Source organism: Nonomuraea terrae, assembly GCF_044465245.1.
In the GTDB taxonomy this organism is placed as follows: Bacteria; Actinomycetota; Actinomycetes; order Streptosporangiales; family Streptosporangiaceae; genus Nonomuraea; species Nonomuraea terrae.
In genome coordinates this window covers 1,243,808-1,265,097 of sequence record NZ_JBITLL010000002.1, presented here as the reverse complement: position 1 = coordinate 1,265,097, position 21,290 = coordinate 1,243,808, and the positions used below count along the sequence as shown (strand labels likewise).

Sequence of the window (21,290 nt, the reverse complement as noted above, 5' to 3'; positions counted from 1 at the left end):
CCGCCGTACGTTCACGCAAAGTACGGCGGGCCACCTTGTCGGTGCGGGCTACTAGGCTTGAAACGTGGCGAGATCAGCGGGCAACACCTTGAGTTTCCGGCCCAAGCCGGGTTCGATCCCCGAATCCCCAGGGGTCTACCGGTTCAGGGACGCCGGTGGCAGGGTGATCTACGTCGGCAAGGCGAAGAGCCTGCGCCAGCGGCTCAACTCCTACTTCGCCGACTTCTCCGCCCTGCATCCGCGCACGCAGACCATGCTCACCACGGCCGCCGGCGTCGACTGGACGGTGGTCGGCACCGAGGTGGAGGCGCTGCAGCTCGAATACTCCTGGATCAAGGAGTTCGACCCGCGCTTCAACGTCAAGTACCGCGACGACAAGTCCTACCCGTACCTCGCCGTCACCATGAGCGAGGACTTCCCGCGCGTGCAGGTCATGCGCGGCGCCAAGCGCAAGGGCACGCGCTACTTCGGCCCCTACTCCCACGCCTGGGCCATCCGCGAGACCGTCGACCTGCTGCTGCGCGTCTTCCCCGTGCGCACGTGCAGCGCCGGGGTCTTCAAGCGGGCCGGGCAGATCGGCCGGCCGTGCCTGCTGGGCTACATCGACAAGTGCTCGGCGCCGTGCGTTGCCCGGGTCACCCCCGAGGAGCACCGCGCGCTCGCCGAAGACTTCTGCGACTTCATGGGGGGCAACACCAGCCGCTTCATCAAGCGGCTGGAGAAGGAGATGCGCGAGGCCGCCGCCGAGCAGGAGTACGAGCGGGCCGCCCGGCTGCGCGACGACATCCAGGCGCTGCAGCGGGCGCTGGAGAAGCAGGCGGTCGTGCTCGGCGAAGGCACCGACGCCGACGTGATCGCGCTGGCCGAGGACCCGCTCGAAGCCGCCGTCCAGGTCTTCTACGTACGCGGCGGGCGCATCCGCGGCCAGCGCGGCTGGGTGGTCGACAAGGTCGAGGAGACCTCGCCGGGCGAGCTGGTCGAGCAGTTCCTGCTGCAGATGTACGCCGAGGCGAGCCCCGACGCGATGCCCCGTGAGGTGCTCGTGGCCGCGCTACCGCCCGACAGCGACGCGGTGACCGAGCTGCTCAGCGAGCAGCGTCGCGCCCGCGTCGACGTACGCGTGCCGCAGCGCGGCGACAAGAAGGCGCTCATGGAGACCGTCGAGCGCAATGCCAAGGAGTCGCTGGCCCAGCACAAGATCCGCCGCGCCAGCGACCTGACCACCCGCAGCAAGGCGCTGCAGGAGATCGCCGAGGCGCTCGACCTCGACCAGGCGCCGCTGCGCATCGAGTGTTACGACGTCTCCCACCTGCAGGGCGAGAACGTCGTGGCGTCCATGGTGGTGTTCGAGGACGGCCTGGCGCGCAAGAGCGAATACCGCCGCTTCGCCGTCAAGACCAAGGAGGGCGACGTCGCCTCGATCCACGAGGTGATCTCCCGCCGCTTCCGCCGCTACCTGGAGGAACGCTCGGCGACCGGCGAGCTCGCGCCCGACGACGACGCCCACGGCCCCATCGACCCCGAGACGGGCAAGCCGCGCAAGTTCGCCTACCCGCCCAACCTCGTCGTGGTCGACGGCGCCGGCCCCCAGGCGGCCGCGGCGCAGCGGGCGCTCGACGAGCTCGGCATCGACGACGTGGCGGTGTGCGGGCTGGCCAAGAGGCTGGAGGAGGTGTGGCTGCCGGGCGACGACCAGCCGGTGATCATGCCTCGTTCAAGCGAGGGTCTCTACCTGCTGCAACGCGTGCGGGACGAAGCACACCGCTTCGCCATCACCTACCATCGTTCGAAGAGGTCCAAGACGGTGAAGGAGAGCGCGCTCGACGGCGTGCCCGGCCTGGGGCCGGCCCGGCGGCAGGCGTTGCTCAGACACTTCGGCTCCGTGAAAAAGCTGCGCGATGCCACTGCCGCCGAGATCTGCGCGGTTCCCGGCATCGGCCCGTCCATCGCCGAGGTCATCGTGTCGACGCTGAAGGGAGAGTCACCTTGATCTCGTCAGGATGCCAGGGTGTTCACGCAGGAGCATCAGGCGGCCACGCCGTACGCGGCGCCGCCGTGGAGAGCCGTGAGAGCCGCCGGGCCGTCGCGCCGGGCGGGCCGGCGGGCGGGGTGAGCCGATGAGCGCCGACCACACCGGCGGGCCGGCCCCCGGGCAGGACGACGACATGAGCGCCAGGCCGGGCGCCGAGCCCGGTGAGGGCGTGCGCACCGAGACGGCGTTCGTCATCGTCACCGGCATGTCGGGGGCGGGCCGCAGCACCGCGGCCAAGGCCCTTGAGGACCTCGGCTGGTTCGTCATCGACAACCTGCCGCCGGGGCTGCTGTTCGCGATGGCCGAGGAGGCGGGCAAGGTCAAGCTCGCCGCCGACAAGGTGGCCGCCGTCGTCGACGTGCGCAGCCTCGCCTTCACCACCGACCTCAACGCCGCCATCGAGGAGCTCGAAGCCCGCGGCGTGCGGGTGCGGGTGGTGTTCCTGGAGGCCAGCGACGAGGAGCTGGTGCGCAGGTTCGAGAACGTCCGCCGGCCCCACCCGTTGCAGGGCGAGGGGCGGCTGGTCGACGGCATCGCCCGTGAGCGCGGCATCCTGCGCGAGGTGCGGGCCAACGCCGACCTGGTGATCGACACCTCGACGCACAACGTCCACGAGCTGCGCAACAAGATCGTCACGTACTTCGGCGGGGACGACCGGCCCGGGTTGCGGCTCAACGTCGTGTCCTTCGGGTTCAAGTACGGCCTGCCGGTCGACGCCGACCTCGTGGTCGACTGCCGCTTCCTGCCCAACCCGCACTGGGTGCCCGACCTGCGGCCGATGAACGGGCTCGACCCGGCCGTCAGCGAATACGTCCTCGGGCAGCCGGGTGCCAAGGAGTTCCTCGACGCGTACGAGGAGGTCCTGCAGGTGGTCGCCGCCGGATACGGGCGCGAGGGCAAGAGCTACGCGACGCTCGCCGTGGGCTGCACCGGCGGCAAGCACCGCAGTGTCGCCATGGCCGAGCAGATCGCCGCTCGGTTGCGTGATCGCGGGGTGGAGGTCCAGGTGAGCCACCGGGATGTGGGCCGCGAGTGACCGATGGTGCCGTCGAAGCCGGCTCGCCTCCTCCGCAGGGCGACGAGCCGGTCGCGTCAGCCGTCGACGTGGGCCCGCTACCGGCCGATCACGGTGACGGACCCGGTTCGGCCGGGCGGAGTGACTTCCGCTCGGCCGGAGGGGTTCTCCCGGTGGGGCGCTGTGGCGGCTCCGGTGGGATCCGCTCGGTTGGCGGCGGTGATGAGGGCCCTGACGGCGTTCCTTCGGCCGGTCCCCGCGTCCATCGCCGACCGGCTGGAGTTCGGTCTGGTGGGCGCGATGAGGGTTCTCGATCGGCTGGGCGGGGTAACGGAGTTCGGCCGGTCGGTTATGGTGGCGCATCCCCTTGGGGGCCGGGCGCAGATGGCGGATCCCCCGTACGGGGGAGTGGTGAGCAGGGCGTGCGCGAGCACGTCCCGGACATGGACGAGACGCCCGCCCGGGAAGACCCGGGACCGGGCGCATGAGAGAGCGGTGAGCGCGTTTTGCGGGAAGAGGTCGGGCCCCGGGCGATTCGCCGTGCTGAACCCGGACACTCCGGGTTCGGTCCCCAGGTCGTGGCACTGGGCGGCGGGCATGGCCTCTACGCCTCCCTGTCGGCATTACGGATGGTCACCGACCGCCTGACCGCGGTCGTGACAGTGGCCGACGACGGCGGCTCCAGCGGGCGGCTGCGCCGCGAGCTCGGCGTGCTGCCCCCCGGCGACCTGCGCATGGCGCTGGCCGCGCTGTGCGGCGACGACGAGTGGGGCAGCACCTGGAGCGAGGTCGTCCAGCACCGCTTCCGCAGCGAGGGTGAGCTGCACGGGCACGCGGTCGGCAACCTGCTGATCGTGGCGTTGTGGGAGCTGCTCGGCGACCCCGTGACAGGGCTCGACTGGGTCGGCCGGCTGCTCGGCGCGCACGGCAGGGTGCTGCCGATGGCCTCCGTACCGCTCGACATCGTGGCCGAGGTGGAGCTCGACGGCGTCATCTCGACCATCCGCGGGCAGGTGGCGTGCGCTTTGACACCGGGACGGGTGCAGGCGATCTCGCTCGTGCCCGAGGACCCGCCCGCGCGTCCTGAGGCCGTCGCGGCGGTGCTGGAGGCGGACTGGGTGGTGTTCGGGCCCGGGTCGTGGTTCACCAGCGTGCTCCCGCACCTCAAGGTGCCCGAGCTGGCCAGGGCGCTGCACGCGACCAAGGCCAAGCGGCTGGTCACGCTCAATCTGGCGCCGCAACCGGGCGAGACCGACGATTTCTCCCCCCAGCAGCATCTGGAGGTGCTCGGGCAGCACGCTCCCGATCTGTCGATCGACGTCGTGCTCGCCGACACCGGGATCGTGGACGACCCCGGCGCTCTGGAGAAGTCGGCCGCCGCGCTCGGCGCCCGGCTCGTTATGGCCGATGTGGCCGCCGGTGACGGCTCGCCGAGGCATGACCCACGACGTCTTGCCTCCGTCCTGGACGAGATTTTCCTCCAGAAGCGTTGATCCTGGTCGGCGTGGCGAGAAGGTGCGAGAGACTCAAGAGAGCCGGTCTGAATGGGGGAGAGGACTATCGCATGGCGATGACAGGTGTGGTCAAAGACGAACTGAGCCGCCTGCCGGTGCTCAAGCCGTGCTGCCGTAAGGCGGAGGTTTCTACGCTGCTGCGGTTCGCCAGCGGCCTGCACCTGGTGGGCGGGCGGATCGTGATCGAGGCCGAACTCGACACCAACGCCACCGCACGGCGGCTGATCAAGGACATCGGCGAGGTGTTCGGGCACAAGGCGGAAGTGCTCGTGCTCGCGCCCGCCGGCCTGCGCAAGGGCTCGCGCTACGTCGTACGCGTCTACCGCGACGGCGAGGCGCTGGCCCGGCAGACGGGTCTCATCGACAACCACGGCCGCCCGGTGCGCGGCCTGCCCCGCCAGGTCGTGGCGGGCGCCGCCTGCGACGCCGAGGCGGCCTGGCGTGGCGCTTTCCTGGCGCACGGCTCGCTGACCGAGCCGGGCAGGTCCATGTCGCTGGAGGTCACCTGCCCGGGGCCGGAGGCGGCGCTGGCGCTGGTCGGGTCCGCGCGGCGGCTGAAGATCCACGCCAAGGCGCGCGAGGTGCGCGGCGTCGACCGCGTCGTGGTACGCGACGGTGACGCGATCAGCGCGCTGCTCACCCGGCTCGGGGCGCACGACAGTGTGCTGGCCTGGGAGGAGCGGCGCATGCGCCGCGAGGTGCGGGCCACCGCGAACCGGCTGGCCAACTTCGACGACGCCAACCTGCGGCGGTCGGCGCGGGCCGCGGTGGCGGCCGGGGCGCGGGTGCAACGGGCGCTGGAGATCCTCGGGGACGAGGCGCCTGAGCACCTCGTGGTGGCCGGGCGGCTGCGGGTCGAGCACAAGCAGGCGTCTCTGGAGGAGCTGGGGCAGATCGCCGACCCGCCGCTGACGAAGGACGCCATCGCGGGGCGGATCCGCCGGCTGCTGGCGATGGCCGACAAGCGGGCCTCCGACATGGGCATCCCCAACACCGAGGCCAACCTCACGGTGGACATGCTCGCCCCCTGACGCGGCCTTGGCGCATGGGAGCGCCGTCAAGCGGACGGCGCTCGCCCGCGTCCCTCTGCCGACCGGTGCCCGCAGGGGCGGGGTCGGGGCGCGTGCCCGGGGGGAGGCGCCGCACGGGATGAGCGGCAGGGGTTCCCGTCGGTTCCAGACCGGCTGCGCGAAGGGTGCCGTCAGTCCTGGGCGGGGTTGCGGGGGGTGAACAGGTCGGGGGCCGGCTTCGGGGAGGGCGGCTGGGCGGGCTCGAAGGGCGCGCGGTACTCGGGCTCCGGCGACTCCTGCGCCTCGGCCGGACGGGCGCGGTCGGCCCGGCGGACGCGGAGCACCCCGAAGGTGACGAGGAGGAGCGACACCACGGCCGCCACGGCGATGTAGAGCCACACCGCCCAGGTCTCCGCCAGCGGCTGCCGGTAGAGGGACAGCGCGTCGGGGAGGCCTCCGGTGAGGTTGGCCACGGTGACGTCGGACAGGTCCGGGACGTCGCGCTCCGCGGGCGGGGTGCGCAGGGCCGCGCCGATCATGAGGGCCGAGCCGGCGATCTGGCCGGCCACGACGGCCCCGCCCGCGTACAGGGCGGCGAACGGCAGCAGGACGAGGCCGCGCGGGCGTGCGGCGCCGATCGTGAGCGCCACCAGCAGCGCGATGAGGACCGACAGGGCCAGGGAGAGAGGCACACCGCCACCGAAGCCCGTCACGGCCTCCGGCAGGCTTCGCTGGAACAGCACCGCCGCCCCGAGACACGCCGAGCAGACGAGCGCGGAGAGCAGACCGAGGAGGAGTCCGGGCAGCAGGCCGGACCGCTTCTGTGACATCTCAGCCCCCAGAGAATGCACGAATTTATTCCAACGAGTCGGGCACTTTACTCGAACCTCGCAAAACGTGTCTTTGGAACGGTGATTCGCAGGGCGGGACCTGAAGTGGTCTAAACCAATTTCGGTCAGATAGGGTTCGTGATTGAGGTTTCAGCCCGCCATCTGACGAGGGGATCGGTTCCGTGAGCATCCGCGTAGGCGTCAACGGCTTCGGCCGTATCGGTCGCAACTTCTGGCGCGCTGTCGCCGCCAGCGGCAAGGACATCGAGATCGTCGCGGTCAACGACCTGACCGACAACGCGACGCTGGCCCATCTGCTGAAATACGACAGCATCCTGGGCCGGCTGCCGTACGAGGTGAAGGCCACGAGCGATGAGATCACCGTGGACGGCAAGTCCATCAAGGTCTTCGCCGAGCGCGACCCGGGCAAGCTGCCCTGGGGCGACCTCGGCGTCGACGTCGTCGTCGAGTCGACCGGTCTGTTCACCGACGCCACCAAGGCCAAGGTGCACGCCGACAACGGCGCGAAGAAAGTGATCATCTCCGCGCCCGCCAAGAACGAGGACGTCACCATCGTCATGGGCGTCAACGACGGCGCCTACGACCCGTCCAGCCACACGATCATCTCCAACGCCTCCTGCACGACCAACTGCCTGGCGCCCATGGCCAAGGTCATCCACGACACCTTCACCATCGAGAAGGGTCTGATGACCACCATCCACGCCTACACGCAGGACCAGAACCTGCAGGACGGCCCGCACAAGGACCTGCGCCGCGCCCGCGCCGCCGCGCTCAACGTGGTGCCCACCTCGACCGGCGCCGCCAAGGCGATCGGCCTGGTGCTGCCCGAGCTCAAGGGCAAGCTCGACGGCTTCGCCATGCGGGTGCCGATCCCCACGGGCTCGGCCACCGACCTCACCGTCGACGTCAGCCGCGACGTCACCGTCGAGGAGGTCAACGCCGCCGTCAAGGCCGCCGCCGACGGCCCGCTCAAGGGCATCCTCAGCTACACCGAGGACGCGATCGTCTCCTCCGACATCGTCACCGACCCGGCCTCCTGCATCTTCGACGCCGGCCTGACCAAGGTCATCGGCAACCAGGTCAAGGTCGTCGGCTGGTACGACAACGAGTGGGGCTACTCCAACCGCCTCGCCGACCTCATCGAGCTGGTGGGCCGCGACCTCTGATGCCGAGGGCGACACGCCGGGGCGCGCGCCAGGCGCGCCCCGCGACGGCCGCGGCGCACCGAGCCGCGTCACGCACCGCGCTCACTGGGCGCATCGACACCGGGGACCTCGACACAGCAACGGGAGCTTGAGCATGCGCACGCTCGACGATCTCGACGTGAAGGGGCGGCGCGTGCTCGTGCGCGCCGACCTCAACGTCCCTCTCGACGGGGAGACGATCACCGACGACGGCCGCATCAGGGCGTCGGTGCCGACGATCAGAAGCCTCGTGGAGCGCGGGGCCAAGGTCGTGGTCTGCGCCCACCTGGGCAGGCCCAAGGGCCAGGCCAAACCGGAATTCTCCCTGCGGCCCGTGGCCCGGCGGCTCGGCGAGCTGCTCGACCAGGACGTCGCCTTCGCCAGCGACGTGGTCGGCGACGCCGCGCGCGCCACGGTCGACACGCTCCAGGACGGCCAGGTCGCCCTCCTGGAGAACCTCCGCTACGAGCCGGGTGAGGAGTCCAAGGACGAGGCCGAGCGGCGGGCGTTCGCCGAGCGTCTGGCCGGGCTGGCCGACCTCTACGTCGGCGACGGGTTCGGCGCGGTGCACCGCAAGCACGCCAGCGTCTACGACGTGCCCCGGCTGCTGCCGCACGCGGCCGGCGGACTGGTCGAGGCCGAGGTCGCGGTGCTGCGGCGGCTGACCGACGACACCGAGCGGCCGTACGTCGTCGTGCTGGGCGGCGCCAAGGTCTCCGACAAGCTCGGCGTCATCGCCAACCTGCTGACCAAGGTCGACCGGCTGCTGATCGGCGGCGGCATGGCCTACACCTTCCTCAAGGCCCAGGGCCACGAGGTGGGCAACTCGCTGCTCCAGGAAGACCAGATCGACCAGGTGCGGGGCTTCCTCGACGAGGCGGCCAAGCGCGGCGTCGAGCTGGTGCTGCCCGTCGACGTGCTGGCCGCGACCGGCTTCGCCGCCGACGCCGAGCACGACGTGGTCGAGGCCACCGCGATCCCGGCCGACCGGGAGGGTCTCGACATCGGGCCCAGGACACGCGAGCTGTTCGCCGCCAAGCTGGCCGACGCCAAGACCGTCTTCTGGAACGGGCCCATGGGCGTGTTCGAGTTCGACGCGTTCTCCGGCGGCACCAGGGCGGTGGCCGAGGCGCTGATCGGCTCCGACGCCTTCACCGTGGTGGGCGGCGGCGACTCCGCGGCGGCCGTGCGCAGGCTGGGGCTGCCCGAGGACGGTTTCTCGCACATCTCCACGGGCGGCGGGGCCAGTCTGGAATACCTTGAGGGCAAGACCCTGCCCGGACTCGCCGCGTTGGAGGACTGAGTTGACGGAAGTTACCCGACGCAGTGAGCGGAGTGGAGGGCCGAAAGCGGCTCTCCGCGGCGCGAACGAGGAGCTGGTGAGCGACCGATGACCACGAGGAAGCCGCTCATCGCCGGCAACTGGAAGATGAACCTCAACCACTTCGAGGCCATCGCACTGGTCCAGAAGCTGGCCTTCGCACTCAACGACAAGGACTTCGACAAGGCCGAGGTCGCCGTCCTGCCGCCGTTCACCGACCTGCGCAGCGTCCAGACCCTGGTCCAGGGCGACAAGCTGAGGATCGCGTACGGCGCCCAGGACCTGTCCCAGCACGACGGCGGCGCCTACACCGGCGAGGTGTCGGGCGCCATGCTGGCCAAGCTCGGCTGCACGTACGTGGTCGTCGGCCACTCCGAGCGCCGCCAGCACCACGGTGAGGACGACGACCTCGTCAACGCCAAGGTGCACGCCGCCCACCGCCACTCCCTCACGCCCATCCTGTGCGTGGGCGAGGGCCTGGCGGTGCGCCAAGAGGGCGGCCACATCGCGTACAGTCTTGGACAACTCGACGGCGCACTGCGCAAAGTCGGGCCCGAGCAGGCAAAATCGATAGTGGTGGCCTACGAACCGGTGTGGGCGATCGGCACCGGCGAGGTGGCCACCCCGGAGGACGCCCAGGAGGTCTGCGGGGCCCTGCGAGTCAGACTCGCTGAGCTCTACGACGCCGAAGTGGCCTCCGGGGTCCGTATCCTTTACGGAGGGTCGGTCAAGTCAGGCAATATCGCGGGGATCATGGTTCAACCCGATGTCGACGGCGCGCTCGTGGGCGGTGCCAGCATCGACGCAGGGGAGTTCGCGAAGATCTGCCGTTTCTCCGATATGCCAGGCTAACTGAGCCGTTCGGGGGGTGCGACTTGACAACAGGCCGTACCCTCTAGAGGCAAGTTTGAATCGTCACGCGTCACAGAGCACTGAAGGAACAGGCATACCGTGGAACTCGGAATCTCCATCGCCCTCATCCTGGCGAGCCTTCTCATGATCCTGCTCGTCCTGCTTCACAAGGGCAAGGGCGGTGGCCTGTCTGACATGTTCGGCGGCGGTTTCTCGTCGAACTTCGGCGGTTCCTCGGTGGTGGAGCGCAACCTCGACCGGCTCACGGTCATCACGGGCGTGGTCTGGTTGGTCTGCATCATCGCCCTCGGCCTGCTGCTCAGGCCCTGAGCAAAAAACGTAACGCGTGACAGTGATTCTCCCCCCGTGTCCGCACACGGGGCGATCGAGCGAGGAGTTCATCCGTGGGTAGTGGCAACGCGATCCGTGGCAGCCGAGTCGGCGCCGGCCCTATGGGGGAGGCCGAGCGCGGCGAGGCAGCTCCGAGAGTGCGGGTCTCGTTCTGGTGCGCCAACATGCACGAGACGCGCCCCAGTTTCGCCAGTGACGCGGCGATCCCCGAGACGTGGGACTGTCCTCGTTGCGGCCTCCCAGCCGGACAGGACGAGGCCGCCCCGCCTGCCCCGCCGAAGAACGAGCCGTACAAGACGCACCTGGCCTACGTGAAGGAGCGCCGGAGCGACAAGGACGGCAAGGCGATCCTCGAGGAGGCACTGGAGCGCCTGCGTAACAACAAGTCCCCCTGGTAGGAACGAAGGCGAAGGGGCCCCGGGCGCACATTGCCCGGGGCCCCTTCGTCGTCATCGGCGCTCGTAGACCGGCTCGCCGTCCACGAACGTCATCCGCACCCGCGTCGTCCAGATCTCCTCGGGCGGCAGCGCGAACGGGTCGCGGTCGAGCACCACGAGGTCGGCCGGGCGGCCCGCCTCGATCACCCCGGCCGGGGAGCGGTTGATCCAGGCGGAGCCCGCGGTGTACGCCGCCATGGCCGTCGCCAGGTCGATGCGCTGGCCGGGCAGGAACGGCGTCCGCGCGGTCGGGTAGCCGGCGTGCACCGAACCGCCCGGCTCCGTACGGTTGACCGCGACGTGCATGCCCTGCAGCGGGTCGGCGTCCGAGACCGGCCAGTCGCTGCCGGCGCAGAAGCGGGTGCCGCGGTCGAGCAGGTCCTTGAACGGATACTGCCACGACGAACGCGGCTCTCCCAGATAGGGCAGGGTCAGCTCGTCCATCTGGGCGTGGTGGGTGGCCCACAGCGGCTGCAGGTTGGCCGTGACGCCGAGCGCGGCGAAGCGCGGCACGTCGGACGGTTCGATGATCTGCAGGTGGGCGATGTGGTGCCGGTTGGCAGGATCGGTGCCCACCAGACTGTCCAGGGCCTCGCGCACGGCGCGCTCGCCGATGGCGTGGAAGTGCACCTGGAAGCCGAGGCGGTCCAGCTCGGCGACGTACTCCTTCAGCTTGGCCGGGTCGACGTACGACAGCCCGGTGCCCCCGCACCGGCAGTACGGCTCCAGCGTCGCGGCGGTGAAGTTCTCCGTGATGCCGTCCTGCATGATCTTGACCGAGGTGGCGCGGAAGCGGTCGAGCCCCTCGGCGGAGGCCCGGCGGGCGACCAGGTCATCGATCTGCTCCAGGCCGCGGGTGCGGTCCCACCACAGGGCGCCCACCACGCGCGCCCGCAGCCGCCCTGAGCGGGCCGCGGCCAGGTAGGTGGGCAGCTGGTCGTCGGAGCCGGCGTAGGAGCCCACGATGGCGTCCTGCCAGCCGGTGACGCCCAGGGAGAACAGGTGGCGCTGGGCGTCCTCCAGGGCGTCCAGGAGGTCCTGCTCGGTCGGGCGGGGGGTGAGCAGGCCGGCGAGGTCCATGGCGCCCTCGTGCAGGACGCCGGTGGGCGCGCCGGCGGCGTCGCGCTCGATGCGGCCGTCGGCGGGGTCGGGCGTGGCGGCCGTGATGCCGGCGACCTCCAGGGCGCGTGTGTTGACCCAGGCGGCGTGGTGGTCGCGCTGGATCAGGTAGACGGGGCGGTCGAGGAAGTCGAGCTGTTCGCGGTGGGGGAGCCCACCGGGGAATGCCGACATGTCCCAGCCACCGCCGTCGATCCATTCCTTGTCCTGATTTTTCGCGGCATAGTCAGCGATCTTCTCTATGTATGCCTCAAGGCCGAAAATCTCGGACAAGTCGCACTTTGCGCGTTCGAGGCCCGCCTGCACCGGATGCAGGTGGGCGTCCGTGAAGCCGGGCGTCAGCAGGCCGCCGTCGAGATCGACCGTCTCGTGGGCCTGCCGCGCCAGGTCTCCCTCCGGGCCCACGGCCGCGATCACACCGTCACGCACCAGCACGGCCTCGGCCAGGACCCCGCGCGGGGTGAAGGCGCGGCCGCCTCGGAAGAGGATGTTCATGGGGTCTCCTTATTCGGTCACTTCATGTTCCCGCGCCTCGCCGGTGCCCGAGGCCGACGCGACACTAGCCACATTTCTGCCGATGTCGGGATAAATCGCAACATCATGCGACGAAGTACGCAATGAAACACATCGTTAGCGGCTGTGTAACAGCTGCCCGGCATGCTCATGGCCATGGGATTCCTGCGCATCCGGACCACGGTGGACGAGCGACCCGGCCGGCTGGCCTCGCTGGCCTCGGCCCTGGCGGCCAGAGGCGGCAACATCCTCGGCCTGAGCGTCCAGTCCGACTCCGACGGCACCGTAGACGAGTTCATCGCCGACATCCCCGCCCACCCCGAGACCGTGCGCGAGGCCCTGGAGGCGGCCGGCGGCCGCCGCGTCCAGGTCGTGCCCGCGACCGCGCACGAGCTGACCGACGAGCCCACCAGGGCGCTGCTGCTGGCCTCCCGCCTGCGCGCGATGCCGTGGCGGCTGCCTGAGTTGCTGGCCGAACTGCTGCGCGCGGACGACGCCCGCTGGGTCTACGGTGACTGCGTGAGTGATCTTCCCGACCCCACCCTGCTCGTCGTGCCGGTCGCGCAGCGGCGCGCGGTCCGCCTGCGCCGCGCGGGGCTGCCGTTCACGCTGACCGAGGCGGCCAGGGCGGCCTCCTTCGCCCGGCTCGCCCAGCCGGCCGCGGAGCCGACCGGGAGCGAGCGGGCGATCAAGCTCGCCGACGGGGTCGAGGTCACCGTGCGGCCGCTCACGTCGATCTACCGCGAGGCCGTGCGCGACCTGCACGACAGGTGCTCGCCGGAGTCGCGCAGGTTCCGCTACTTCACCGCCATGCCCGCCCTCCCGCCGCGCACGTTCGACAAGCTGTGCGACAGGAGCAAGGGATACTCGCTGGTCGCCGGACACGACGGGCAGGTCGTGGGGATGGCGAATCTGCAGTTCACTCCGGATCCCGGCATCGCGGAGATCGCCTTCCTCGTCGAAGACCGCTGGCAGGGGCGCGGTCTGGGCACGGCGATGGCCCGCATGCTCGTGGGCGTGGCGCGCGACCTGGGCTGTGCCGAGGTCAGGGCCACCATGTTGTCCGACAACGCGAGGATGCGCAGGCTCCTGCTGTCCATGGGCGCCACGCTCGGCTACAGCGAGGACCCGGGGGTCGTGGAGGCGCGGCTGCCGGTGGCCACGATGGTGTCAGCCTAGGCCCTCCTCCTGCTCGGGCTCGCCGTCCTGGATGCCCAGGTGCCGTTCGATGCGTTGGAGTCTCTCCTCGATCCGGGCGAGCCGTTCGGTCAGCTCGGACGCCCCGGGGAAGAACGCCTCGCCGGGACGCTCCTTGGGGCCGCGGCCCACCCGGCCGAGCACCCGCTGGCGTACGTCGGTCCCATCCGCCCCGGCGTCCGTCAGCGCCTGGACCGCCAGGCCGTCACCCTCCCGGATGAGGCCGAGCAGGATGTGCTCCGTGCCGATGTAGTTGTGCCGTAGCTGCAGAGCCTCGCGCAGCGACAGCTCCAGCACCTTCTTCGCCCGCGGCGTGAACGGGATGTGCCCGCCGGGCGACTCGGCGCCGCGGCCCACCATGCGCTCGACGAACCCGCGTACGTGGTCGATCTCGACGCCGCAGGCGTCGAGCACCAGGGCGCCCAGGCCCTCGCCCTCCTTGAGCAGGCCGAGCAGGATGTGCTCCGTGCCGATGAAGTCGTGGTTCATCGTCCGGGCCTCCTCCTGGGCGAGGACGACGACCCTGCGGGCCCGGTCGGTGAAGCGCTCGAACACGGAGGCCTCCGTTCGGCTGGGGCTGTCTCCACTATGCGCTAGAAAACCGGTGAAGTGGGGTATTTGTCGTGTGTGGATCTTGACGAGGTGGCCGACCGCCTCTACGCGCTGCCGCCGTCGGAGTTCACCGCCGCACGCACCGCCGAGGCCCGCGCGGCGAAGGAGGCCGGGGACGTACGGCTGTCGCGCGAGATCGCGAAGCTCCGCAAGCCCACGGTGTCGGCCTGGGCGGTGAACCGCCTCGCCCGCGAACACGCCGACGAGCTGGCCGAGCTCCTCGACGTGGGGGAGCGGCTGCGCGCCGCCTGGGAGGAGCAGGACGCGGGCCGGCTGGCCGAGCTGGCCCAGCGCCGCGGCGACGTGACGGCCCGGGTGGGGCGGCTGGCCAGGCAGTCCGGTGACCTGTCGGCCGCGGCCGGGACCGAGGTGGACCAGACCCTCGATGCCGCCGTCGTGGACGCGGGAGCGGCCGAGGAGGTCCGCCGCGGCCGGCTGGCCAAGCCGCTGCACTACAGCGGCTTCGCTCCGGCCCCTGTCGCGCGCGAGCGCCCCGCCCCCCGGCGTAAGGCCGCTGCCGAGGAGGAGATGGCCGGTTCCCGGCGGGACACGAAGGCGGGCGCCGCCGAGGCGGAGAGGCCCGACTCCGGGCGGGGTGCGAAGGCCCGCGCTGACGAGGCCAGGCGGCGCGAGGAGGAGGAAGCCAGGCGGCGTGAGGAGGCCGAGGCCAGGAAGGCGAAGGAACGCGCCGAGGCCGAGGCGGCGCACCGGGAGTGGCTCGAGGTGCTGGAGACGGCGCAGCGGGAGCACGACGAGCGCGCGGAGAACGTCGAGCGGCTGGAGCGGAAGCTGGCCAAGGCGCGCAAGAAGCTCGCCGACGTGACCCAGCGGCTGGAGGTCGCACGGCGCGAGGAACGCAACGCACGCCGTCGCCTGAACGGCTAGTCCCGATGAACGCCCACTGCGGCCCGCCATACCGGGACGGATGTCCGGCAGGGAGCGCCGGGTTCGGAGAACAGGCGGAGGGCTTGGCAGGGAGACCTGGCAGGGAGACCTGGCAGGGAGACCTGGCACGGAGGCCTGACACGGGGAGGCTTGGCAGGCGGGCTTGGCAGCCAGCCAGGCTTGGTACGGAGGCAGGCAGGTTTGGCAGGCAGGCAGGCGGGCTTGGCAGGCAGGGCTGGTCGGAGCGCTGAGGGGAGAGTCGGCAGGAGGCGGCGTCAGCGGGTGGCGCGGGCGAGATGGGCGCAGACCGGGAAGCCGTCCTCCGCGTACGGGGCCGCCAGGCGCAGGTAGTGAGCCCTGACGCGCTCGGCGACCTCGGGCGGCTGGCCGGCGATGAACCCGAACCGGGGCCCGCCCGCCTGCACGACGTCGGTCCACCAGGCCGTGAGGTCGACCCGGTGACGCCACCTGACGGTGTCGATCGTCACGTCCCTGAACCGGGCCTCCTCCAGCAGGGCCGCGAAACGCGGCGGCGTGTCGCAGGCGGAGAACGGGCGCGGCGGAGGGTCGTAGGGGATCCCGGCGGCGGCGATGGCCTCGGCGACGACGTCGGTGGCCGTCATCTCGTCGGCCTTCCACCAGGTCAGCGCGAGCGAGCCGCCGGGCCGCAGCACACGGCGGAGCTCCTGGAGCGCTCCAGCGGTGTCGGGCACGTGGTTGATGACGAAGTTTCCGGCCACGGCGTCGAACCGCTCGTCCTCGAACGGCAGCTCGGGCAGCGTCGCCTGCCGGATGGTCGCGTACGGGTGGCGGCGGGCGGTCAGCGCCAGCATGGCGGGGTCGGCGTCGACGGCGGTGACCTCTGCGCCCAGCGCCAGGGCGGCCGCCGTGACCACACCGGTGCCGCAGCCGACGTCGAGCAGGCGCCCGGCGCGGATCTCGCGGGCGGGAGCGAGGAGGGGGCCGACCGCGTGGGAGGTGAGGCAGGCGAAGCCGCGGTCGTACGCTTCGGCGTTGGTCACGGCGGCCAGCCTAGCGGAACCACGGAGAACTTGACATTCTGGAGTGACATTACCGGCGAAAACCTGTTTTTCGGGGAAATATCGGCTCTATGGTCGTCGGCATGAGCATCGACGCCTTCATCGCAGCCCTTCCCAAGGTCGAGTTGCACGTGCACCTGGTGGGTTCGGCCTCGGTCGGCACCGTGCTGGAGCTCTCGCGCCGGCACCCCGGCAGCCAGGTCCCCACCGATGAGGAGGAACTGCGCCGCTTCTACACCTTCCGCGACTTCCCGCACTTCGCCCAGGTGTACGGGGCGGTCAACGCGCTGGTGCGGGAGCCGGAGGACGTGGCGACGCTCGTCCTCGGCCTGGCCCGCGACCTCGCCCCACAGGGCGCCCGTTACGCGGAGCTCCAGGTCACGCCGTACGCCCACCATGTCGTCGGCATGCCCATGCGCGAGGTGACCGAGGCGCTCGACGTGGCCGCCCGCCGGTCGCTGGACGAGCACGGGGTGGAGATGGCGTACATCTTCGACATCCCCGGCGAGTACGGCGAGGAGGCCGCGAAGGTGACGCTGGAGCACGCACTGCGTGAACCTCCCGCGGCGCTGGTAGGTTTCGGCATCGGCGGCATAGAACAAGAACGTACGAAATATCGGGACGCGTACCGGTCGGCGTTCTCGGCGGCCCGCGCGGCGGGCCTGCACAGCGTCCCGCACGGTGGGGAGATGAGCGGACCTGAGACGATCTGGGAGGTCATCGAGGGCTACGGCGCCGAGCGCATCGGCCACGGCATCACCTGCCTGGCCGACCCCCGCCTGGTGGCCCACCTGCGCGACACCCAGCTCCCCCTCGACGTCTGCCCCACCTCCAACCTCCGCACCGGCCAGATCGCCCGGATGGAGGACCATCCGCTGCCGCGGATGCTTCAGGAGGGCCTGTACGTCACGCTCAACAGCGACGACCCGCCGATGTTCGCGACGACGCTGGCCGAGGAGTACCGGGTGGCCGCCGAGGTCTTCGGTCTCGCCCGCGCGGACCTGGCCCGCCTGGCCGCCAACGGCGTACGGGCGTCGTACCTGCCGGAGCCCCGCAAGCAGTCCCTCCTCGCCGAGATCGACGCCCTCCTGGCCGCACAACTTTGACCCGGGGGCGCCACAGGCCGACAGGAGCCGAAGAGAAACGGCAACCGTCGGGCCCTACACGCGGAAGCGGTTTCCGGGTTTAACTCGTCTACTAGGCCGACGAGAAAGGAAACGTCACGATGGCGACCCCCGCGCGCAACCGCTTCAAACTCCGTGCGCCGAGCACCATCGACTCCGTCGAGGACCGGATTATTCTGGTCGCTTGCGTCGTGGTGGTCGGCGCCAGCGTTATCGGAGCCATCTACGACTGGCCGCCGACGGTGCTTCTCCCACTGATTTTCGTCGCGATCTATGCCATCTTGCGTATCTTGCTGCCTTTGCGGGGCATGCACGAGACTCTCCGGCGGGCGCAGGCCGAACTGGCGGCTTTGAAGCGCGACCTCGCCGGACCGGGTCATCAATGCACGGAGTTCCAGCGCTACCCCAACAACCGCGAGTTTTATGGTGCCCTGAAGTCGGCTGTGCTGGAAGAGGCGCAGAACCAGCTCGATGTGTGGTACGTGCGGCAGTTTCCACCCAGCACGCTCGCCCAGAAGGAAGCCCGGCAGTACTTCGATTCCGTGCTGCGCTGGGCGAAGGAGAATTCCTCGCGTTCAGTACGCCGACTCATCTGCGTGAATTCCGACGCGATGCGCGCGTGGGCGGTGGAGCACTACAAACAGACACGGTCCGTCCGCAACTACGAGGCCCACGTCGTCGAGTGGGACATCAAGGCAGATCTTCTCAACATGGCGATCGTGGACGAACAGGTGGTGTTCTTGGCGTTCTCCGGCGGCACGAGCCAGGTCATCCGAGGGATGAGCATGGACGACCCGGAGGCCGCCAAGTACTTCACGGACTACTTCAACCAGCACTGGCTGACGTCCACGCCACTGGCCAAGTGGATCGAGCATGCGGCCCGTGTGTGATGACGACGGCCGGGCGGCGGTTCGGCACCGCCGCCCGGCTGATGGGTCACGGGGAGGCCAGGCGGCCCAGTTGAGGGGGGATCTTGGCGGCGGCGGCGCGGTCGAGGAGGAACAGGGTGCGGCTGCGGCCGCGGGCCCCCGCCGCCGGCACCTGGACGGGGCCGGACTCCGACAGGGCCAGCCGGACCGCGCCCGACTTCTCCTCCCCGGCGGCCACCACCCACACCTCGCGCGCGGCCTGGACGGCGGGCAGCGTCAGCGAGATGCGCGTGGGCGGCGGCTTGGGGGCGCCGTGCACGGCCACCACCGTACGGGTGTCGTACAGCGCGGGCAGGCCGGGGAACAGCGAGGCCACGTGGGCGTCGGGCCCCATGCCGAGCAGCATCACGTCGAACGCGGGCACCGGCCCGTGGTCCTCGGGCCGGGCCGCCTTGCGCAGCTCGGCGGCGTACGCGTCGGCGGACTCCTCGGCCGTCATGCCCGAGTCGGGGCCGCGCATGACGTGCACCCGCTCCGGGTCCACGTCCACGTGGTCGAGCAGCGCGTCGCGGGCGCCGGTCTCGTTGCGTTCCTTGTCGCCGGTGGGCACGAAACGCTCGTCGCCCCACCAGACGTCCAGACGCCGCCAGTCGACCGCGTCGCGCGCCGGGCTCGCCGCGATGGCCGCCAGCGTCGCGATGCCGACCGTGCCGCCGGTCAGCACGATCGACGCCGACCCCGTGGCCGACTGCACGTCGACCAGCCGCGTGATGATCCGCGCGGCCACGGCCTCGGCCAGGACACCGGCGTCGCGGTGTACGACGATGTGGGGAGTGGTCACGGTCATCCCTTGTACGTCCTCGCGAACCGCTTGACCGCGGCCTCGTAGATCTCGTCGGTGTCGAGCCTGCGCATCTCCTCGGCCATCAGCTCCGACGTCTGCCGCCGCGCCAGGGCGACGTTCCTGTCGGGCTGGCCGGGACGGGAGAGCGTGGCCAGACGGGCGTCGTGCCGGGAGACCGACAGCTCACCGTCGGCCAGCCGCAGCCGCACGGCGGTCAGGCCGGGCCCCTGCGTGTCGGCCACCCGGATCGGGGCGCCGAGCCGCTCGGACAGCCACGCGGCCAGCAGCGGCGCGCTCGGGTGGCCGCTCGCGGCCTCCACGACGCCCTCCTGCACCTGGCCCACCGGCTGGTCGAACGCGGCGGCCAGCAGGCTGCGCCACGGCGTCAGCCTGGCCCAGGCCAGGTCGGTGTCGCCGCGCGCGTAGCCCTTGGCCCGCGTCACCAGGGACCGGATGCCGCCGTCGTCGAACCCCTTGGCGTCGGTGATGCGCCGCTGCGCCAGCGCCCCGACGGCGTCCTTGGACGGCACCTCGGGCGCCTTGCCCGGCCACCACGCCACCACGGGCGTGTCGGGCAGCAGCAGCGGGCTGACGACGGAGTCGGCGTGCTGGGTCAGCTCGCCGTACAGGCGCAGCACCACGACCTCGCCGGGCGTCGACTCACCGATGCGCAGCTCGGCGTCGAGCCGGATGGGCTCGTCCGGCTCGCGGTTGACGACCACGATGATGCGCGAGGGGTGCTCGCGGGCCGCCTCGGTGGCGGCGCGCAGCGAGTCGTACTGGTCGCGCTCCTCGCACACCACGACCAGCGTCAGCACCATGCCGATGGCCGGCGCGCCCATCTGGTGGCGCAGGTGCATGAGCTGCGCCGAGATCTTGCCCGCCGTCGTGTCCGACAACATGAACGTGGTCATCTAGAGCCTCCTCCAGACACGGCCGTCGCGGGCCATCATGGCGTCGGCCGACGGCGGCCCCCACGAGCCCGACTCGTACGGCTCCGGCTGCCCCTGCGTGGCCCAGAACTCCTCGATCGGGTCGAGGATCTTCCACGACAGCTCCACCTCCCGCTGGTGCGGGAAGAGCGGCGGATCGCCGATCATCACGTCGAGCAGCAGCCGCTCGTACGCCTCCGGCGACGACTCCAGGAACGACTCGCCGTAGGCGAAGTCCATGGACACGTCGCGCACCTCCATGGCCGTCCCCGGCACCTTCGAGCCGAAGCGCACGGTGATGCCCTCGTCCGGCTGAACGCGGATCACGAGCGCGTTCTGGCCGAGGATCTCGGTGTCGTCCTTGCTGAAGGGCAGGTGCGGCGCCCGCTGGAACACCACGGCCACCTCGGTGACCCGGCGGCCCAGGCGCTTGCCCGTGCGCAGGTAGAACGGCACCCCTGCCCACCGCCGGTTGGCGATCTCCAGCTTGATGGCCGCGTACGTCTCGGTGGTGGACTCGCGCGAGATGCCCTCCTCCTGCAGGTAGCCGACGACCTTCTCGCCGCCCTGCCAGCCCGCCGCGTACTGCCCGCGGGCCGTGTTGAGCGCCAGGGTGTCCGGCAGCCGCACGGCCTTGAGCACCTTCTCCTTCTCGCGGCGCAGCGAGGAGGCCTCGAACGAGGTCGGGTCCTCCATCGCGACCAGCGCGAGCAACTGCAGCAGGTGGTTCTGGATCACGTCGCGGGCGGCGCCGATGCCGTCGTAGTAGCCGGCCCGGCCGCCGATGCCGATGTCCTCGGCCATCGTGATCTGCACGTGGTCGACGAACCCGCGGTTCCAGATCGGTTCGTAGAGGTTGTTGGCGAACCTCAGCGCCATGATGTTCTGGACGGTCTCCTTGCCCAGGTAGTGGTCGATCCGGAAGATCGAGCTCTCGGGGAAGGCCGAGGTGGTGATCTCGTTCAGCTCGTGGGCCGACCGCAGGTCGTGCCCGAACGGCTTCTCGATGACCACCCGCCGCCACGACCCCTCGGGCGCGTCGGCCAGCCCGGTGCGCTTGAGCTGGTTGACCACCATGGGGAAGAACTTCGGCGGCACGGACAGGTAGAACGCGTAGTTTCCGCCCGTGCCCCGGGTCTCGTCGATCTCGCTCAACGCCATCGCCAGCGCGTCGAACGCCCCGTCGTCGGAGAACTCGCCGGGGACGAAATGAATGCCCTCGCGGATCTGCTTCCAGACCTCCTCGCGGAAGGGCGTACGGGCATGAGCCTTGACAGCGTCGTACGTCAACTGGGCGAAGTCCTGGTCCTTCCAATCGCGCCGGGCGAAGCCGACCAGCGAGAAGCCCGGTGGCAGCAGCCCCCGGTTCCCCAGGTCATAGATCGCCGGCAACAGCTTGCGCTTGGCCAGGTCACCCGTCACGCCGAACAACACCATCACACATGGACCCGCCACCCGGGGCAGCCGCTTGTCGCGCGGATCGCGCAGGGGGTTCGCGGCTTCCACCTCCAGCGTGGTGGCGGTGCCCGCGACGGCGGCCGCCACGGTGGCGGCCTCCTCCACGGGAGCTGCCGGGTCGTCAGTCATC

At 70.8% G+C, this 21,290-nt stretch carries 19 protein-coding genes and 1 pseudogene; 13 read left to right on the top strand and 7 right to left on the bottom strand.

Annotation, left to right across the window (positions count from 1 at the left end):
* Positions 1-64: 64 nt before the first annotated feature.
* From uvrC to whiA, 4 genes are all read left to right on the top strand, one after another.
* Entirely contained in the window at positions 65-1,990 is a 1,926-nt protein-coding gene (gene uvrC, locus ACIBP6_RS12295; protein ID WP_397051413.1) for an excinuclease ABC subunit UvrC, read from the top strand.
* 175 nt (positions 1,991-2,165) lie between these two features.
* The gene (rapZ, locus tag ACIBP6_RS12290; RefSeq protein WP_132620568.1) at positions 2,166-3,068 is read left to right on the top strand and encodes an RNase adapter RapZ; all 903 of its coding nucleotides are present in this window, start codon (positions 2,166-2,168) and stop codon (positions 3,066-3,068) included.
* A 608-nt stretch (positions 3,069-3,676) separates the two neighbouring features.
* Positions 3,677-4,540 (top strand): uridine diphosphate-N-acetylglucosamine-binding protein YvcK, encoded by an 864-nt coding sequence (locus ACIBP6_RS12285; protein WP_397051411.1) that lies wholly within the window; start codon positions 3,677-3,679, stop codon positions 4,538-4,540.
* A gap of 71 nt (positions 4,541-4,611) precedes the next feature.
* On the top strand, positions 4,612-5,592 hold the full coding sequence (whiA, locus tag ACIBP6_RS12280) for a DNA-binding protein WhiA (protein WP_364855081.1): 981 nt from the start codon (positions 4,612-4,614) through the stop codon (positions 5,590-5,592).
* 170 nt (positions 5,593-5,762) lie between these two features.
* Here the strand turns inward: whiA and ACIBP6_RS12275 are convergent, their stop codons facing one another.
* A complete protein-coding gene (locus ACIBP6_RS12275) occupies positions 5,763-6,401 on the bottom strand; it encodes a hypothetical protein (protein ID WP_397051409.1) in 639 nt (212 codons plus the stop codon).
* 182 nt (positions 6,402-6,583) lie between these two features.
* On the opposite strand from ACIBP6_RS12275, the gene gap reads away from it, so the two are divergent.
* The 5 genes from gap (at position 6,584) to ACIBP6_RS12250 (ending at position 10,528) form a co-directional block, all read left to right on the top strand.
* Positions 6,584-7,588: a type I glyceraldehyde-3-phosphate dehydrogenase gene (gene gap / locus ACIBP6_RS12270; protein WP_132623122.1), complete on the top strand. Its 1,005-nt coding sequence runs from the start codon at positions 6,584-6,586 to the stop codon at positions 7,586-7,588.
* A 133-nt stretch (positions 7,589-7,721) separates the two neighbouring features.
* The gene (locus ACIBP6_RS12265; protein WP_397051407.1) at positions 7,722-8,909 is read left to right on the top strand and encodes a phosphoglycerate kinase; all 1,188 of its coding nucleotides are present in this window, start codon (positions 7,722-7,724) and stop codon (positions 8,907-8,909) included.
* An 87-nt stretch (positions 8,910-8,996) separates the two neighbouring features.
* Positions 8,997-9,779, top strand: coding sequence for a triose-phosphate isomerase (tpiA, locus tag ACIBP6_RS12260; protein WP_397051405.1), 783 nt, complete (start codon positions 8,997-8,999; stop codon positions 9,777-9,779).
* A gap of 99 nt (positions 9,780-9,878) precedes the next feature.
* Positions 9,879-10,109 carry a preprotein translocase subunit SecG gene (gene secG, locus ACIBP6_RS12255; RefSeq protein ID WP_132623116.1) on the top strand — a complete coding sequence of 77 codons (231 nt, stop codon included), beginning with the start codon at positions 9,879-9,881 and terminating at the stop codon, positions 10,107-10,109.
* 74 nt (positions 10,110-10,183) lie between these two features.
* Positions 10,184-10,528, top strand: coding sequence for an RNA polymerase-binding protein RbpA (locus tag ACIBP6_RS12250; RefSeq protein ID WP_132623114.1), 345 nt, complete (start codon positions 10,184-10,186; stop codon positions 10,526-10,528).
* Positions 10,529-10,579: 51 nt separating this feature from the next.
* Here the strand turns inward: ACIBP6_RS12250 and ACIBP6_RS12245 are convergent, their stop codons facing one another.
* Positions 10,580-12,181, bottom strand: coding sequence for an amidohydrolase (locus ACIBP6_RS12245; protein ID WP_397051402.1), 1,602 nt, complete (start codon positions 12,179-12,181; stop codon positions 10,580-10,582).
* A gap of 174 nt (positions 12,182-12,355) precedes the next feature.
* Here ACIBP6_RS12245 and ACIBP6_RS12240 point away from each other — a divergent pair, with 174 nt between their 5' ends.
* Positions 12,356-13,378 carry a GNAT family N-acetyltransferase gene (locus tag ACIBP6_RS12240; RefSeq protein ID WP_397051400.1) on the top strand — a complete coding sequence of 341 codons (1,023 nt, stop codon included), beginning with the start codon at positions 12,356-12,358 and terminating at the stop codon, positions 13,376-13,378.
* A gap of 132 nt (positions 13,379-13,510) precedes the next feature.
* Here ACIBP6_RS12240 and ACIBP6_RS12235 read toward each other — a convergent pair.
* Positions 13,511-13,951 (bottom strand): annotated as a pseudogene (locus tag ACIBP6_RS12235) (Clp protease N-terminal domain-containing protein); the annotation flags it as partial.
* A 72-nt stretch (positions 13,952-14,023) separates the two neighbouring features.
* Between ACIBP6_RS12235 and ACIBP6_RS12230 the strand changes: the two are divergent.
* Positions 14,024-14,893: a hypothetical protein gene (locus ACIBP6_RS12230; protein WP_397051399.1), complete on the top strand. Its 870-nt coding sequence runs from the start codon at positions 14,024-14,026 to the stop codon at positions 14,891-14,893.
* 275 nt (positions 14,894-15,168) lie between these two features.
* Here ACIBP6_RS12230 and ACIBP6_RS12225 read toward each other — a convergent pair whose 3' ends face one another.
* Complete coding sequence (locus tag ACIBP6_RS12225) at positions 15,169-15,915, bottom strand: class I SAM-dependent methyltransferase (RefSeq protein ID WP_397051397.1); 747 nt, start codon at positions 15,913-15,915, stop codon at positions 15,169-15,171.
* A 101-nt stretch (positions 15,916-16,016) separates the two neighbouring features.
* Here ACIBP6_RS12225 and add point away from each other — a divergent pair, with 101 nt between their 5' ends.
* Together add and ACIBP6_RS12215 are read left to right on the top strand one after the other, a co-directional pair.
* Positions 16,017-17,039 (top strand): adenosine deaminase, encoded by a 1,023-nt coding sequence (add, locus tag ACIBP6_RS12220; protein WP_397051395.1) that lies wholly within the window; start codon positions 16,017-16,019, stop codon positions 17,037-17,039.
* A gap of 119 nt (positions 17,040-17,158) precedes the next feature.
* Positions 17,159-17,947, top strand: a complete 789-nt coding sequence (locus ACIBP6_RS12215) for a hypothetical protein (RefSeq protein WP_397051393.1) — start codon at positions 17,159-17,161, stop codon at positions 17,945-17,947.
* A 46-nt stretch (positions 17,948-17,993) separates the two neighbouring features.
* Here the strand turns inward: ACIBP6_RS12215 and pgl are convergent, their stop codons facing one another.
* The 3 genes from pgl to zwf are packed head-to-tail and all read right to left on the bottom strand — an operon-like array spanning position 17,994 to position 21,289.
* Positions 17,994-18,773 carry a 6-phosphogluconolactonase gene (gene pgl / locus ACIBP6_RS12210; RefSeq protein ID WP_397051391.1) on the bottom strand — a complete coding sequence of 260 codons (780 nt, stop codon included), beginning with the start codon at positions 18,771-18,773 and terminating at the stop codon, positions 17,994-17,996.
* On the bottom strand, positions 18,770-19,684 hold the full coding sequence (gene opcA, locus ACIBP6_RS12205; protein ID WP_397051389.1) for a glucose-6-phosphate dehydrogenase assembly protein OpcA: 915 nt from the start codon (positions 19,682-19,684) through the stop codon (positions 18,770-18,772). Before opcA ends, pgl begins: the two co-directional genes overlap by 4 nt.
* Complete coding sequence (zwf, locus tag ACIBP6_RS12200; protein ID WP_397051388.1) at positions 19,685-21,289, bottom strand: glucose-6-phosphate dehydrogenase; 1,605 nt, start codon at positions 21,287-21,289, stop codon at positions 19,685-19,687.
* Between the last annotated feature and the right edge of the window lies 1 nt (position 21,290).

What these genes read in the sequence shown, in the direction of transcription:
- rapZ (WP_132620568.1), top strand. Translation starts at nt 2,166, where the DNA reads ATGAGCGCCAGGCCGGGCGCCGAGCCCGGTGAGGGCGTGCGCACCGAG.
- ACIBP6_RS12285 (WP_397051411.1), top strand. Translation starts at nt 3,677, where the DNA reads ATGGTCACCGACCGCCTGACCGCGGTCGTGACAGTGGCCGACGACGGC.
- whiA (WP_364855081.1), top strand. Translation starts at nt 4,612, where the DNA reads ATGGCGATGACAGGTGTGGTCAAAGACGAACTGAGCCGCCTGCCGGTG.
- ACIBP6_RS12275 (WP_397051409.1), bottom strand. Translation starts at nt 6,401, where the DNA reads ATGTCACAGAAGCGGTCCGGCCTGCTGCCCGGACTCCTCCTCGGTCTG.
- ACIBP6_RS12265 (WP_397051407.1), top strand. Translation starts at nt 7,722, where the DNA reads ATGCGCACGCTCGACGATCTCGACGTGAAGGGGCGGCGCGTGCTCGTG.
- tpiA (WP_397051405.1), top strand. Translation starts at nt 8,997, where the DNA reads ATGACCACGAGGAAGCCGCTCATCGCCGGCAACTGGAAGATGAACCTC.
- ACIBP6_RS12245 (WP_397051402.1), bottom strand. Translation starts at nt 12,181, where the DNA reads ATGAACATCCTCTTCCGAGGCGGCCGCGCCTTCACCCCGCGCGGGGTC.
- ACIBP6_RS12240 (WP_397051400.1), top strand. Translation starts at nt 12,356, where the DNA reads ATGGGATTCCTGCGCATCCGGACCACGGTGGACGAGCGACCCGGCCGG.
- add (WP_397051395.1), top strand. Translation starts at nt 16,017, where the DNA reads ATGAGCATCGACGCCTTCATCGCAGCCCTTCCCAAGGTCGAGTTGCAC.
- ACIBP6_RS12215 (WP_397051393.1), top strand. Translation starts at nt 17,159, where the DNA reads ATGGCGACCCCCGCGCGCAACCGCTTCAAACTCCGTGCGCCGAGCACC.
- pgl (WP_397051391.1), bottom strand. Translation starts at nt 18,773, where the DNA reads ATGACCGTGACCACTCCCCACATCGTCGTACACCGCGACGCCGGTGTC.
- opcA (WP_397051389.1), bottom strand. Translation starts at nt 19,684, where the DNA reads ATGACCACGTTCATGTTGTCGGACACGACGGCGGGCAAGATCTCGGCG.
- zwf (WP_397051388.1), bottom strand. Translation starts at nt 21,289, where the DNA reads ATGACTGACGACCCGGCAGCTCCCGTGGAGGAGGCCGCCACCGTGGCG.